Genomic DNA, 13,316 nt, shown 5'->3' on the forward strand with positions numbered 1-13,316 from the left:
TAGCTATCCAATGTGATCGGTGACGAAGTCGCCAACCTTGGCGATCATATCCTTCACATCCTCGTCATTGAATTTGTCTGCGTATCCATGAGCCGCACTGTTCCTAATATCGGCGAGGGCAGTAATGCGCTTTTGCGTCAACAAGGAATAGGTTTGAGCTTTAGCCAGGTCGGCATTCATCTTGTTGAGATTGCCAGGCGCAATTCCCGCAGTATCGCATAACTGCCGAAGCGTGGTTTCGAGCACAACGCCCGCAATTACGGCAGCTGCTATCTTATACCCTCCCTTGAGCAATTCAGCTGATTGGTCGAGTTCGCTATCAAACAATTCGGCCTGAACAAGGCCGCGGACGGAGCTAAGATAGCCGCCCTCATAGTCCTCTCTAGCCGCGTCAAAAACCGCCTTCAAAGTTAGCGAAGTGGAATAGTTTGAGCTCCAGCCAGTACTATTTTCCCGCTCAACAAAATCCGCATAGTGCGCCGAACCAGTTCCACACGCCGCGGACAGCAGGTGCCTAACTTTAAGCTTCCACCCTGTGAATATATGATCGTCGATGCGATCGCCTGCAAAACTGCCACTTTCATAGTATTTCGTGGCTATGAGCGCCGTGAATTGCTCATCGAGATCTTGAAAGCGCTGGCTGAATTTCGCGACCCGGCTCATTCGCAAGCTCCGTAGATACATCGCAGCAAAGAACCGCGCGATTTCGCATCCTGCAAGCCCGAGTCTTGCGCGGCACATAAAAAACCACCTCGCGGTTTCCCACGAGGTGGCCAAGGTTCAGGGAGGAGACACGCCCGAGGGCGTGCCGTACAGCCTCACGAAAGGGGGGACATGAAGCCGTACAAGACCAAATATAATTGGGGGACCGATTAGTTCAAGGGGCTGCGGGAAGCCGTTCCCGCAGAAAGATCAACCGTTTCGGCGCAGCCCCGGCGCCATGCGCGCGAGCACGTTGTCGCGCAGCAGGAAATGGTGGCGCAGCGCGGCCACGACATGGATCACCACCAGCGCAGCCATCAGATAGCCGAGCAGCTCATGCGCCTCGTGCGCATTGTGCGCGATATCCGGCGTGGCGGGCAGTACCGGGATCCGGAACAGGCCGAACCAGTCGATCGGGCGCGGTTTTTCGGGATTGGAAGACAGCAGCCAGCCGGTGAGCGGCAGGATCAGCAGCAGCGCGTAGAGGAGGAAGTGCACCGCGTTCGCCGCGGTCTTCTCCCAGGCCGACATAACGGCCGGCAGGCGGGGCGGCGTATGCGCCAGGCGCCAGCCGATGCGGCCGAGGGTGAGCAGCAGCACGGCCATGCCCACCGACTTGTGGATCGGCATCACGCCCCACGCCCGCGGCATCGCGTCGTGGAACAGGCCGACGGTCAGGTTGAAGAGAACAAGCGCGGCGATCACCCAGTGGAAGACGATCGCCCCCCGGCTGTAGCGCTCGCCGCGCTCGATCATGGTCAGGCGGTCGGCTGGACCAGCTGCGGCTCGGGCATCTTGCCCTGGCGCACCTGGCGGCCGAAGATGTCGCGCATCAGGCCCAGCGAGAAGAGATGCGCATAGATGAGCGGCAGCATGCCGTTCTGCACGATCTTGCGCAGCTGGTCGCCGCGCATCTCGTTGAGCTTGGCTTCGTCGATCATCATGAAGCCGCGATAGACGAAGGGCTGCGCCGCGCCGTCCGGCTGGATGGTGACTTCACCGTCGATCAGCAGGCCCAGCTCCTTGAGCTCGGCCATGAACTGCGCGGTGCGGGCGCCGGCCTGCTCGAACTGCTCGTTGAACTGCAGGATGCCCTTGGTCACTTCGCTCGGCTCGCCGTTCTCGAACAGCGGCTGGCCGTCCTCGAACGCGCCGATCGTCTCCGACGACGGGTCGAAGCAGAGCGACAGCTCGTCGCTGTCCGGGCGCAGGCGCGCCAGCAGGTACGGATAGCGGCGGATATAGGCCGGAACGTAGAAGTTCTGCTCGTTGAGCGTGCCGTCCTCGTCGAAGAAGGTGTTGATGCCCTCGTTGAGGCCCATCAGCGCGAGCGGCACCGGCTCTTCGCCCTGCGAGAAGACGATCGGCATGAAGCGCTGCACGAGCGGGAATTCCTCGACGGTGACCGGAACGGCATGCGTCTTGGCAAGGAACGGCGCCTTGTCGGCCGCGCGAATCTTGAAGTCCGCGTGCTGCTGGCTCGAGAGCGGAAGAATGTCATTGTAGAACAGAGGCAGCGACTGCTGCGGCGCGGAAGCCATCCTAAATCTCCTGGGAACTAAATAATGCTGATGTCTGGAATCCCGGGGCGTGGGTCTATGGGGTGTGAGGCTCGGGCGCAAGCGCTACCAGTTTGCCCGGATTCAGGATTCCGCGGGGATCCAGTGCCATTTTGATCGCTTTCAGCGCCGCGATGCGCGACGGCGGGCTCAGCCGTTCCAGTTCGGCACGCTTCATCTGGCCGATTCCGTGCTCGGCGGAGATCGACCCGCCCTCGGCCACCACCATGTCATAGACCAGGCTGCTGATCGCCGGGCCGTCGCCGGCATACCAGCTGTCGCGATCGGCGCCCTTGGGCGCGCGGACGTGGAAATGGACATTGCCGTCGCCCAGGTGCCCGAAGGCAGTGGCGGTGGTGCCGGGGAAGCGGCGCTCGGCCTCGGCCGCGGCATCGACCATGAAGCTCGGCATCTTGTCGACCGGCACCGATATGTCGTGCTGCATCGCCGGCCCGAGCGCGCGCTCGGCCTCGGAGATCGAATCGCGGATATGCCAGAACGCCTCGACCTGCGCCTCGCTCGACGAGATCACCGCATCCTCCGCCAGCCCGGCCTCGAACACCGGGCCGAGCAGCCGCTCGAGCAGCGCTGCCGGCGGCTCGGCGCCCGCCTCGGTCGCGACCGATTCGATCAGCACGTGCCAGGCATGCGTGCCGGCGAGCGGCGCGCGGGTGCCGGGGATATGATCGATCACATGCGCCAGGATCTCGCCCGGGATGATCTCGAAGCTCTCGATCGTGGTGGTGCGCGCTTCCATCATGCGCAGGATCTCGAGCGCGCGGTGCGGGCTCTCGACTCCCACCCAGGCGGCGGCGCGCTCGGTGATCGCGGGATAGAGGCGCAGCGTCGCGGCAGTGACGATGCCGATCGTTCCCTCGGCGCCGATCAGCAGCTGAGTGAGGTCATAGCCGCGATTGTCCTTCTTGAGCGGCACGAGCCCGTCATGGATCGAGCCATCGGGCAGCACGGCCTCCACCCCGGCGACGAGGTGGCGCATGTTGCCGAAGCGCAGCACCTGGGTGCCGCCGGCATTGGTGGAAACCAGCCCGCCGATCGTCGCGCTGCCCTTGGCGCCGAGCGTCAGCGGGAAGCGGCGGCCCTGCTCGGCCACGGCATTGTGAAAGGTCGTCAGGATCACCCCGGCCTCGGCCACGGCGAGATTGGCCACCGGGTCGATCGCGCGGATGCGGTTCATCCGCCGCGTGGAAAGCAGCAGCGCCGAGCCGTCCGCCGGCGGCGTCGCCCCGCCGACCATCCCGGTATTGCCGCCCTGGGGGACGATCTTGACGCCGAGCTCACCGGCGAGCCGGATGATTTCCGCCACCTCCGCCGTCGATCCGGGCGAGAGGAGCGCGGGCGCGCTGCCGTGATAGCGGCCGCGCCAATCGGACTCCCAGGGCTCGATCGCGTGGGGATCGGTGGTGACCGCCTTGGCGCCGAAGCGCTCCAAAACGGCGTCGACAAGCTGCTGTTGTGCTGGTGTCATGGCATTTTTGGGCTAGCACGTGCCGGCCCAGTTCATCCACTGTTCAAACCTCGGTCGTACATAACCAACGTGACATGCCGAATCCGTTTGCCGTCTCCTCCAGCCTGTTGCTCCTCGCCGCCGCGCCTGCCGCGGCGCCGGACGGCGTGCCCGACTGGAACGCCGTCACCGCGAGCATCCAGCAACAGGCGCAGCAGCAGGAGCGCGTGACGATCCAGGTGCCGCGCGTCACCATCACCAGCAGCGCCACGATCATCATCCGCCGCGCGCCGCGCATCGTCGAGAAAAAGGCCAAGGACTGCCTGAAGATCCAGGACATCGCAGGCTTTGCCGGGGTGAACACGGAGGACAGCGTCGACCTGGTGCTGCGCGACGGCACGCTGCTGCGCGCGAAGCTGGGCCGCGATTGCGCGGCGCTGGGCGCCTATAACGGCTTCTATATCAAGGCGAACAAGGACCAGAAGATCTGCGCCGGGCGCGACGCGTTTCGCACCCGATCGGGCCGATCCTGCGACGTCGATGGCTTCCGGACGCTCGAACTGGCGCGTTAAGGCGCGCGGACACACCTCCACGCTTGACTTTCCCGAGCAAATCCGCAAGCGCGTGAAGGCTTTGCGGCGAGGACCATCCACGCCCGATTTCCGGAAAATTGCATGAACTTTGCCGATCTCGGCCTTTCTGACGAACTTCTGCGTGCGGTGACCGACGCGGGCTATACCGAGCCCACGCCTATCCAGCAGCAGTCGATCCCCCCGGTCCTCATGGGTAAGGACCTCATCGGCATCGCCCAGACGGGCACGGGCAAGACCGCTGCCTTCGTGCTGCCGATGATCGACATCCTTGGCGAAGGGCGCACCCGCGCGCTGATGCCGCGCTCGCTCATCCTCGAGCCGACGCGCGAGCTCGCCGCCCAGGTCGCGGAGAATTTCGAGAAGTACGGCACCCACCACAAGCTCTCGATGGCGCTGCTGATCGGCGGCGTGCAGATGGGCGACCAGGTCAAGGCGCTCGAAAAGGGCGTCGATGTGCTGATCGCCACGCCGGGCCGGCTGATGGACCTGTTCGGCCGCGGCAAGATCCTGCTCAACGGCTGCAGCCTGCTCGTCATCGACGAGGCGGACCGGATGCTCGACATGGGGTTCATCCCCGATATCGAGGAAATCTGCACCAAGCTGCCCAAGGAGCGGCAGACGCTGCTCTTCTCGGCGACGATGCCGCCGGTGATCAAGAAGCTGGCGGACAAGTTCCTCAACGATCCCAAGCGGGTCGAGGTCGCCCGGCCGGCAACGACCAACACCAACATCACCCAGTTCCTGATCGAGACCAGCGCGACCAGGAAGCGCGACACGCTGCGCGCGCTGCTCGAGGCCGAGAACGTCCAGACCGGCATCATCTTCTGCAACCGCAAGACCACGGTGCGCGAGCTCAACAAGAGCCTGCAGCGCTATGGCTTCCGTTCGGCGGAGATCCATGGCGACATGGACCAGCCGGCGCGCATCGCCGAGCTGGACCGCTTCAAGCGGGGCGACGTGAACATCCTCGTCGCCTCCGACGTCGCCGCGCGCGGGCTCGACATCAAGGGCGTGAGCCACGTCTACAATTTCGACGCTCCCTGGCATCCGGATGATTATGTCCACCGCATCGGCCGCACCGGCCGCGCGGGCGCCAAGGGCACCGCCTATACGCTGGTGACCAAGGAAGACGACGAGAACATTTCCAACATCGAGAAGCTCACCGGGCAGAAGATCAGCCGGGTGAAGCTGCGCGCGGCACCTGCCGCCGAGGAGGACGAGCCGCGCGAGGAAGCGCCGCGCGGGCGAGGCCGCGGCCGTGGCAAGGCCGAAGAGGAAAAGCCCAAGTCGCGCGCGCGCGGCAAGAAGGACGAGCCGGCGGCCGAGGAAGCGGCGCGCGAGACGCCAAAGCGCGAGCCGCGCGCCCGCGAGGAAGCGCCGCGTCGCGAGCGCGAATCGCGCCTGCGCGATGAGCCGCCGCGTCGCGATCGGGGCGGTCGCCGCGGTGACCGCGACGACGGTCCGGATGATGGCTGGAACGGCCCGGTCCCCGATTTCCTGAACTACACGCTCGCCGAATGATCCGCGTCGCCGGGCTGTCGCTCGCGCTGGCGGCGCTGGCGCTGCCCGGTGCCGTGCATGCCCAGGCGGCGGCGCCGCGGCTCAAGGTTCGCAGCCTCGAGCAGCTGCCCTATCCCCTGCCCGCGCCCTATGACGCGCGGCGCAACGGACCGGCCGATGTCGATGCGGCGCTCGCCCGGGCGAAGCAGGCGCACAAGCTGCTGCTCGTCGACTTCGGCGCCAATTGGTGCGTCGATTGCCGGGTGCTGGCCGGCGTGCTCGCACTGCCCGACCTGCATGGCTGGATGCTGCGCCACTATGAGCTGGTGCAGGTCGATATCGGCCAGTTCGACCGCAATCTCGACCTGCCCCGCCGCTTCGGCGGGCAGCATCTCGACGCGGTGCCGGCGATGCTGGTGATCGACCCGCAGACGGGCAAGCTGCGCAACGGCAACGACCTGCTCGGACTCAGCGACGCCCGGCTGATGCAGCCGCAGGAGATGGCCGACTGGCTGGCGCGCTGGGTGCGCCGATGATCGAATATGTGCCCGTCATCGAGAGCCCGTGCATGAGCCTTTGCGTGATGGACGAAGCCAGCGGCTGGTGTCTGGGCTGCGGACGCACGCTCGACGAGATCGCCCGCTGGGGGCAGACCGACCAGGCCGACCGCGATGCGGTGATGGCGGCGCTGCCAGCGCGCATGGAGCGGCTGGAGGGAAAGGCCCTTTAGGGGCGATCGACCCTCGCGGCATCCCGCGACACTTGCGATTCAGTCGCCCTTGCGGCTCCCCGGCGGAGACCGGGGCCAGTTGCAACGCCGACCGAGAGCTGTTCGCGCCTGACCGGCTATGCCGTGCTGGACCCGGTCTCCGCCGGGGATCGGCTTGCGGCCGGGGGCGGTATAGTCGCCCCTCGATATGCCTTAGGTCTGCACGCCACGCAGCGCCGCTTGTGCCCGACCGGGGTTGGCGCACTGGCCGGCGAGGAGCAGCAGCACCAGTCCAAAGGCTATGAGCAACGGCCATCGGACGAAGCGCGTGTCGCGCTTTCGCGCGAGCCGGTTGCCGACGAACACGCCCAAGGCGATGATGCCGCCATAGATCAGCACGTACCCGATTATCGCCCCGGCCGCATGGCCAGCATCATAGGCTGCCGAGTGATCCACTCCGCCCTCCAGTTTCTCCAGTTGATTACGCTAACGCAACAACTTGACCGGGACGAGCCAGGACTCAGGCGGGCGTCTTGGCCGCCTCGAGTTCCGCTGCCAGCGCGTCGTCCTTCTCGCTCGCCCGCCGATAGGCCTCGCGGCTGCTCAGCCGGCCGAAATAGTCGAGAAAGGCCTGGCGCTTGGGCAAGGTGCCGAACATCGTGCCCCAGCCGACCGCCGAGCCGACATAGATGTCCGCCGCGGTGAAGCGGTCGCCGGCGATATAGGGATGCGCCGAGACGGCCTTTTCGAGCACGTCAACGGTCAGGTCGAAATTGCCATAGCCGAACATGCGGCCCTGCTCGGGCGAGGGCGTGAACTGTGCGTGATTGTTGGTCACCGCCTGTTCGACCGGGCCGGCGGCGAAGAACAGCCAGCGATAATAATCGGCGCGCTCGTCCGCGTTCGGCGCGAGGCCGGCCTCGGGGAATGCCTCGGCCAGATAAGCGCAGATCGCGGCGCATTCGGTGACGACATGGCCGTTATGGACGATCGCCGGCACCTTCCCCATCGGGTTCACCGACAGATAGTCCTCGCCCTTCATCGTCGTGCCGTAGCTGACCGGCTGCGTCTCATAGGCGGCGCCGGCTTCCTCCAGCGCCCAGCGGGCGATGCGCCCGCGCGACTGGGGGTGCGTGTAGAAGATCAGATCGCCCATGAGACTCCCTTCCGAATCATGAGAACATAAGGTGAACTCTATTCCTGTGCCGGTCAAGCGCTCGATAATCCGTCATCCCGGCCTTCGCCGGGATCACGACCAATTACAGCGGCTTGAACGTCTCCAGCAGCCGATCCCAGGCCTTGTTCGCCTGGTCGGCATTGTAGACCTGGCTGTCCGGCGGGCACCAGCCGTGCATCGTGCCCTTGTAGACCTCGATCTCCGCCGGCTGGTTGCTGGCGGCGAAGGCGGCCTTGAGCTTGTCCTTGTCGGTCGGCGAGCGCGTGTCGTCATTCTCGGCGATCGCGATCAGCCAGCGCGCCTTCATGTTCGGCACTAGCGCGATCAGCCCATCGGCCGCGATCCCGCCGCCATGGAAGGTCGCGCCGCCACGAACGCGGGCGGGCGCCGCCGCGGCGGTGTACATGGCCATCGGCCCGCCCATGCAATAGCCGGTGCTGCCCACGCCGCGCTTCGTGTCGACTTCCTTCTGGCCGTCGACCCAGGCGACAAAGGCCTTGGCGTCGCGCATGGTCGCGTCTGCGGTGAGCAGCGTGCGCCATGGGCCGACCTTGGCCTTGAGCGCATCGTCAAAACCCTGCCCCTGCGTGACGAAGGGCGTCTTGGTCGAGCGGTAGAACTGGTTGACGGTGAGCACCGCATAGCCCGACTGGGCGAGCCGGTCCGCCATCTGGCGAAAGGCAGGGCGCAAGCCGAAGATGTCGGGCCACACGATCACGGCGGGATGCCTGCCGGCGGCGGGCGCGACGAAATAGGCGTCGCAGCTGCCGTCGGGCGTGACGATGGTGACGTCGCGGCCCGTGATCTCGGCGGCGTTGGCCGGGACCGGCAGCAGCGCCATCGCCCCCGCGGCCGCCGCGCCCGCACCGAACTCGCGGCGGGTCAGCAGGAAGCGGGCATTGTCCTCGGCGGTATGGTCGTCACACATTCGGCTTCCTCCACGCTGTCCGTCGCGACGCGAGTCGCGCCCGGGAGGCTACACGCGCTGCCCGCGCCCGTCATGCCGCAAGGCGCGCGTGCCGGGCAAAGGGGCTGAGGCCGAGCCATTGCTGCATGTGCCGCGCGATCTCGGGCGCGCCGGTGAGCAGCAGCGCCTCGCGGTCGAGCGCCGCACGGACCGTGTCATAGCCCATCCAGATCGCCGTCATCGTGCGCAGGTCCGATGCGGCATAGAGATCGACATCGAAGCCCGGATCGATCGCGCACAGATCCACTTCGCCACCGGGCTCGACCACGAGCCAGTAGCGCCGCTTGGCCTCAGGCTCTTCGGGGAAGCGGAACTGGATCACGCTGCGCCGGGGCGGCAACGGCGTGGGATCGAGATGGCGGCGCATGTCCCACATCAGCAGCTGCGCATCGAGATGCTCGAGCGACAGCTCATAGGAGACCCAGCGCTGCCCCCAGATGCCGAACGCCTCGACCAGGGGGCCGAGCTCGCGCCCCGCCTCGGTAAGGCGGTATTCGCTGCCGCCTTCCCCGCCGCGCTCGACGATGCCCGCGCATTCCAGCTCCTTCAGCCGCTGCGAGAGCAGAGCCGGCGACATGCGCGGCACGCCGCGGCGCAAGTCGTTGAACCGCGTCGATCCGGCGACCAGCTCGCGCAGCAACACCACCGTCCAGCGCGTGCACAAGATCTCCGCCGCCATCGCGACCGGGCAGAATTGCTTGTAGCTCCCTTGCGTCATTCCCAATCCTTCACGAACGTGCAGTCAGACTAGTTCAGACTCTGTACCGGGCAAGTTCAGTTTCTGAACTGGAGCATGCCCGGAAGGATAGGCGATTGGGGTCACGACCGATCGACTGGAAGAGGGAATGCGAATGGAAAACAAGGCTGCAACGCGCGACTGGATCGCCGAAGCGAAAGTGATCGCGGCGGAGATCGAAGCATATGCAGACCGCCACGACGCCGAGGGGAGCTTCGTTTCCGAAGGCTATGCGCGGCTGAAGGAAGCGGGATTCTTCAAGGCGCTGGTACCCGACGAACTGGGCGGCGGCGGCGCGGACTTCGCCGAGATCTTCGGCGCGATCCGCATCCTGGGCGCGGCGTGCGGATCGACCGCGCTCGCCTTTTCGATGCACACGCATCTGGTCGCCGCAGCGGTGTGGCGCCGCGAGCACCAGGCGGCGCCGACCGAAGGGCTGCTGCGCCGCGTGGCGGCCGAGGACCTGATCCTCGTCTCGAGTGGCGGTTCCGACTGGTTGGAGAGCGCCGGCACCGCCGAGAAGGTCGAGGGCGGCTTCCGCATCACCGCGCGCAAGCCCTTCTCGAGCGGCTGCGAGATGGGCGACCTGCTAATGACCAGCGCGGTGTATGACGATCCCGAGGCCGGGCCGAGCGTGCTCCATTTCGGCGTGCCGCTGAAGGCCGAGGGCGTGACGATCGCCGACAGCTGGCACGTGCTCGGCATGCGCGGCACCGGATCGCACGACCTGGTGCTCGATCGGGTGTTCGTCGCCGACGCGGCGATCGGCGGGCGGCGGCCGCAGGGCAAGTGGCACATGCTGTTTCATGTGATCGGCATGATCGCGTTCGGATCGATCTATTCGGCCTATATGGGCGTGGCGGACGGCGCCCGGCGCCGCGCGCTGGAGATCGCGCGCACCCGCACGCCCGACGCGCACCTGCTCCACCGCGTCGGCGCGATGGAGAATGCCCACGCGGCCGCCGAGCTGGCGCTGCGCGAGATGGTCGACCTCGCCTGCGCCGGCCAGCCCAGCCAGGACACGACCAACCGCATCATGATCTGCCGCACGCTGCTGGGCGACGCGGCGATCGAGACGGTGACGCGGGCGATGGACGTCGCCGGCGGCGCGGCCTTCTATCGCAAGGCCGGGCTCGAGCGCGCCTTTCGCGACGTGCAGGGCGCCCGCTTCCATCCGCTGCAGAAGGAACCCCAGCTCGCCTTCGCCGGCCGGGTAGCGCTGGGGCTCGACATCGACGGGTGAGCCCTGCCATGCGTCGCGCTGAGGGGAGCGCGGCGCATGGATCTCGAGGCCTATTTCGCGCGGACCGGCTATGACGGTCCGCGCACGCCCGACGGCACGACCCTGGCCGCGCTGGTGCAGGCGCACCTCGCGGCGATCCCCTTCGAGAATCTCGACGTGCAGCTGGGCCGCCCGGTCTCGCTCGCGCCCGATGCGATCTTCGACAAGCTGGTGACGCGCCGGCGCGGCGGCTGGTGCTACGAGCAGAACGGGCTGTTCGGGCGCGTGCTGGAAGCGCTGGGCTACACCGTGCGGCGCACCTCGGCGGGCGTGATGCGCCAAGTGCGCGGCACCGCGGCGCTGGGCAACCACCTGATGCTGGTGGTGACGCTGGAGGGGCGGCACTGGCTGGTCGATGTCGGTTTTGGGGGCACCCAGGCCGCGCCGCTGCCATTGGCGCCGGGCGAGACGCGCCAGCCGCCCTACACGGTCGCCGTGCGCCAGGTCGACGGCTGGTGGCGCTTCGAGGAGCGCTACGCCGCGCACGATCCCTTCAGCTACGACTTCCGCGACGCGCCCGCGGACGAGGCGCTGTTCGCGCGGCAATGCGCCGAGATGCAGGTCGATCCCGAATCGCCCTTCGTCCAGAATCTCGTCGTCCAGCGCCGGCAGGGCGACCGCCATGCGACACTGCGCGGGCGGGTATTGGTCGAGCGCGGGCCCGAGGGCGAGACGCGCAGCCTGCTCCAGAACGCAGAAGCGCTGGTCGAGCGGCTCGACCAGCGCTTCGGATTGCAGGTGCCGGAGGCGGCGGGCCTGTGGAACGCGATCTGCGCCCGGCACGCCGCCCTGTTTCCCGACGCTTAGCCGTTGTTGCTGCGGAACAGCGTCTCGGCGGTGTGCTCGATCGGCGCGGCGGGGGCGTCCTCGCCGGCGCCTTCGGCCTCGCGGGCCGCGGCGGTACGCTCGGCGCGAAGCTGCTCGATCAGCGCCTCGCGGTCGCCTTCCAGGCGGGTGTCAGTCGGCGCCTCGATGCCGGCGGCCTTGGCGGCCTTGGCGACGAGCGCGTCGAGCTCGCGCTGGCTGGTCAGGCCCAGCGTCACCGGGTCCTTCGGCGTGATGTTCGCGATGTTCCAGTGGCTGCGATCACGGATCGCGGCGATCGTCGTGCGGGTGGTGCCGATCAGCTTGCCGATCGCGCCGTCCGAGATTTCCGGATGATTGCGCAGGATCCAGGCGATGCCGTCCGGCTTGTCCTGGCGCTTCGAGACCGGCGTGTAGCGCGGGCCCTTGGTGCGGCGGACCTGCTCGGGGCCCTTGAGCATCTTGAGGACGTAGTTCGGATTGGCCTGGCCCTTCTCGATCTCGTCCATCGTCAGCTCGTGCGCGCGCACCGGATCGCGGCCGGTGAGCTTGGTCGCGGCGGTATCGTCGGCGATCGCCTGGACCTCGAGGATGTGCAGCCCGCAGAACTCGGCGATCTGGTCGAACGAGAGCGAAGTGTTGTCGACCAGCCAGGAAGCGGTCGCGTGGGGCATAAGCGGCTGGGCCACTTTCAGTCTCCAGAAATAGAAAGGGCCGCCCATCACGGGCGGCCTGTAACGGGCCTGACTTACTGCGGGAAAGCCGCCGGGGCAAGAAGGAAGCGTGCGTTACGCCGCCGCCCGATCTCCGTACAGCGGATAGAGCGCGTTGAGGAACTGGCGGGCGCTGGCTTCCCAGGTGAAGGTGCGGCCATAGGCGGCGCAGGCGGCGCGGTCCTTGGTCAGCGCCTGGCCGATCGCGGTGGTGAGGTCGGCATCGGTCGCACCGGTCTCGGGCGTGAGCACGTCGATCGGGCCCGTGACCGGATAGCCGGCCACCGGCACGCCGCAGGCCAGCGCCTCGATCATCACCAGCCCGAACGTATCGGTCTTGCTGGGGAAGACGAACACGTCGGCGGCGGCATAGGCCGAAGCGAGCTCCGCGCCGAACATCGGCCCGAGGAACTTCGCTTCCGGGAAGCGGGCCTGAAGCGCGGCGCGCGCGGGCCCGTCACCCACCACCACCTTCGTGCCCGGATGGGTGGACTTCAGGAACGCCTCGATATTCTTCTCGATCGCAACGCGGCCGACATAGAGTTGCACCGGGCCGGGCAGGTCCTTCATCGCCGGATGCGGGGCCAGGCCAGGATGGAAGTTCGTCAGGTCCACGCCGCGACCCCAATGCTTCACATGGGCAAGCCCGTGATCGGTCAGCGACTGACGAATCGAAGGCGTAGAAGCAAGGATCGCCTGGCTCGGCGCGTGAAACCACTTGATGTAACGCCAGATCCACTCGGCTGGCACGCCCGAGCGCGCCGAGACATAGTCGGGAAACTGAGTGTGATAGGCCGTGGTGAAAGGCATATCGTGCCGGATGCACCAGCGCCGCGCGGCGACGCAGAGCGGTCCCTCCGTCGCGAGATGGATCGCAGTGGGGTTGAACGCCTCGAGCATCGCGCCGACACTGGCGACCCGGGCCAGCGCCAGGCGGATCTCCGGATAGGTCGGGCATGGCAGCGAATAGAAGAGGTCGGGCGAGATCACGACCACCTTGTGGCCCTGCTTCTCGAGCACCGCACGCACCGACTGAAGGGTGCGCACGACTCCATTCACCTGGGGCTCCCAGGCGTCCGTAACGATAGCTATCCGCACCGGTCCGACCT

At 66.9% G+C, this 13,316-nt stretch carries 16 protein-coding genes; 6 read left to right on the top strand and 10 right to left on the bottom strand.

What is annotated here, in order from left to right; translation table 11 throughout:
• Positions 1 to 3 precede the first annotated feature (3 nt).
• From ABLE38_RS03855 to ABLE38_RS03870, 4 genes are all read right to left on the bottom strand, one after another.
• On the bottom strand, positions 4 to 663 hold the full coding sequence (locus tag ABLE38_RS03855; protein WP_348972836.1) for a hypothetical protein: 660 nt from the start codon (positions 661 to 663) through the stop codon (positions 4 to 6).
• Between the two features lie 249 nt (positions 664 to 912).
• The gene (locus tag ABLE38_RS03860; RefSeq protein WP_348972837.1) at positions 913 to 1,458 is read right to left on the bottom strand and encodes a cytochrome b; all 546 of its coding nucleotides are present in this window, start codon (positions 1,456 to 1,458) and stop codon (positions 913 to 915) included.
• A 2-nt stretch (positions 1,459 to 1,460) separates the two neighbouring features.
• Complete coding sequence (locus tag ABLE38_RS03865; RefSeq protein ID WP_348972838.1) at positions 1,461 to 2,243, bottom strand: SapC family protein; 783 nt, start codon at positions 2,241 to 2,243, stop codon at positions 1,461 to 1,463.
• Positions 2,244 to 2,298: 55 nt separating this feature from the next.
• Complete coding sequence (locus ABLE38_RS03870; protein ID WP_348972839.1) at positions 2,299 to 3,747, bottom strand: FAD-binding oxidoreductase; 1,449 nt, start codon at positions 3,745 to 3,747, stop codon at positions 2,299 to 2,301.
• Between the two features lie 74 nt (positions 3,748 to 3,821).
• Here ABLE38_RS03870 and ABLE38_RS03875 point away from each other — a divergent pair, with 74 nt between their 5' ends.
• The 4 genes from ABLE38_RS03875 (at position 3,822) to ABLE38_RS03890 (ending at position 6,549) form a co-directional block, all read left to right on the top strand.
• On the top strand, positions 3,822 to 4,298 hold the full coding sequence (locus ABLE38_RS03875; RefSeq protein ID WP_348972840.1) for a hypothetical protein: 477 nt from the start codon (positions 3,822 to 3,824) through the stop codon (positions 4,296 to 4,298).
• 102 nt (positions 4,299 to 4,400) lie between these two features.
• Positions 4,401 to 5,840, top strand: a complete 1,440-nt coding sequence (locus ABLE38_RS03880) for a DEAD/DEAH box helicase (RefSeq protein ID WP_348972841.1) — start codon at positions 4,401 to 4,403, stop codon at positions 5,838 to 5,840.
• A complete protein-coding gene (locus tag ABLE38_RS03885) occupies positions 5,837 to 6,355 on the top strand; it encodes a thioredoxin family protein (protein ID WP_348972842.1) in 519 nt (172 codons plus the stop codon). The genes ABLE38_RS03880 and ABLE38_RS03885 overlap by 4 nt, the downstream gene beginning before the upstream one ends.
• On the top strand, positions 6,352 to 6,549 hold the full coding sequence (locus ABLE38_RS03890) for a DUF1289 domain-containing protein (protein WP_348972843.1): 198 nt from the start codon (positions 6,352 to 6,354) through the stop codon (positions 6,547 to 6,549). Before ABLE38_RS03885 ends, ABLE38_RS03890 begins: the two co-directional genes overlap by 4 nt.
• A gap of 192 nt (positions 6,550 to 6,741) precedes the next feature.
• Here the strand turns inward: ABLE38_RS03890 and ABLE38_RS03895 are convergent, their stop codons facing one another.
• The 4 genes from ABLE38_RS03895 to ABLE38_RS03910 all read right to left on the bottom strand — a co-directional run bounded on the left by ABLE38_RS03895 (position 6,742) and on the right by ABLE38_RS03910 (position 9,390).
• Positions 6,742 to 6,984: a hypothetical protein gene (locus ABLE38_RS03895; RefSeq protein WP_348972844.1), complete on the bottom strand. Its 243-nt coding sequence runs from the start codon at positions 6,982 to 6,984 to the stop codon at positions 6,742 to 6,744.
• A 64-nt stretch (positions 6,985 to 7,048) separates the two neighbouring features.
• Positions 7,049 to 7,684 carry a glutathione S-transferase family protein gene (locus tag ABLE38_RS03900; RefSeq protein ID WP_348972845.1) on the bottom strand — a complete coding sequence of 212 codons (636 nt, stop codon included), beginning with the start codon at positions 7,682 to 7,684 and terminating at the stop codon, positions 7,049 to 7,051.
• Positions 7,685 to 7,787: 103 nt separating this feature from the next.
• Positions 7,788 to 8,633 carry a dienelactone hydrolase family protein gene (locus ABLE38_RS03905; protein ID WP_348972846.1) on the bottom strand — a complete coding sequence of 282 codons (846 nt, stop codon included), beginning with the start codon at positions 8,631 to 8,633 and terminating at the stop codon, positions 7,788 to 7,790.
• A gap of 70 nt (positions 8,634 to 8,703) precedes the next feature.
• Positions 8,704 to 9,390 carry a helix-turn-helix domain-containing protein gene (locus ABLE38_RS03910; protein WP_348972847.1) on the bottom strand — a complete coding sequence of 229 codons (687 nt, stop codon included), beginning with the start codon at positions 9,388 to 9,390 and terminating at the stop codon, positions 8,704 to 8,706.
• 133 nt (positions 9,391 to 9,523) lie between these two features.
• Here ABLE38_RS03910 and ABLE38_RS03915 point away from each other — a divergent pair, with 133 nt between their 5' ends.
• Positions 9,524 to 10,651: an acyl-CoA dehydrogenase family protein gene (locus ABLE38_RS03915; protein WP_348972848.1), complete on the top strand. Its 1,128-nt coding sequence runs from the start codon at positions 9,524 to 9,526 to the stop codon at positions 10,649 to 10,651.
• Between the two features lie 36 nt (positions 10,652 to 10,687).
• The gene (locus ABLE38_RS03920) at positions 10,688 to 11,497 is read left to right on the top strand and encodes an arylamine N-acetyltransferase (protein WP_348972849.1); all 810 of its coding nucleotides are present in this window, start codon (positions 10,688 to 10,690) and stop codon (positions 11,495 to 11,497) included.
• On the opposite strand, the gene ABLE38_RS03925 is transcribed toward ABLE38_RS03920, so the two are convergent.
• Both ABLE38_RS03925 and ABLE38_RS03930 read right to left on the bottom strand, forming a co-directional pair.
• Positions 11,494 to 12,168: a DUF1013 domain-containing protein gene (locus tag ABLE38_RS03925; protein WP_348974444.1), complete on the bottom strand. Its 675-nt coding sequence runs from the start codon at positions 12,166 to 12,168 to the stop codon at positions 11,494 to 11,496. The genes ABLE38_RS03920 and ABLE38_RS03925 overlap by 4 nt on opposite strands.
• A gap of 114 nt (positions 12,169 to 12,282) precedes the next feature.
• Positions 12,283 to 13,305 carry a glycosyltransferase family 1 protein gene (locus tag ABLE38_RS03930; RefSeq protein WP_348972850.1) on the bottom strand — a complete coding sequence of 341 codons (1,023 nt, stop codon included), beginning with the start codon at positions 13,303 to 13,305 and terminating at the stop codon, positions 12,283 to 12,285.
• Between the last annotated feature and the right edge of the window lie 11 nt (positions 13,306 to 13,316).

The sequence above is a fragment of the Sphingomonas sp. KR3-1 genome, assembly GCF_040049295.1.
Taxonomy (GTDB): Bacteria; Pseudomonadota; Alphaproteobacteria; order Sphingomonadales; family Sphingomonadaceae; genus Sphingomonas.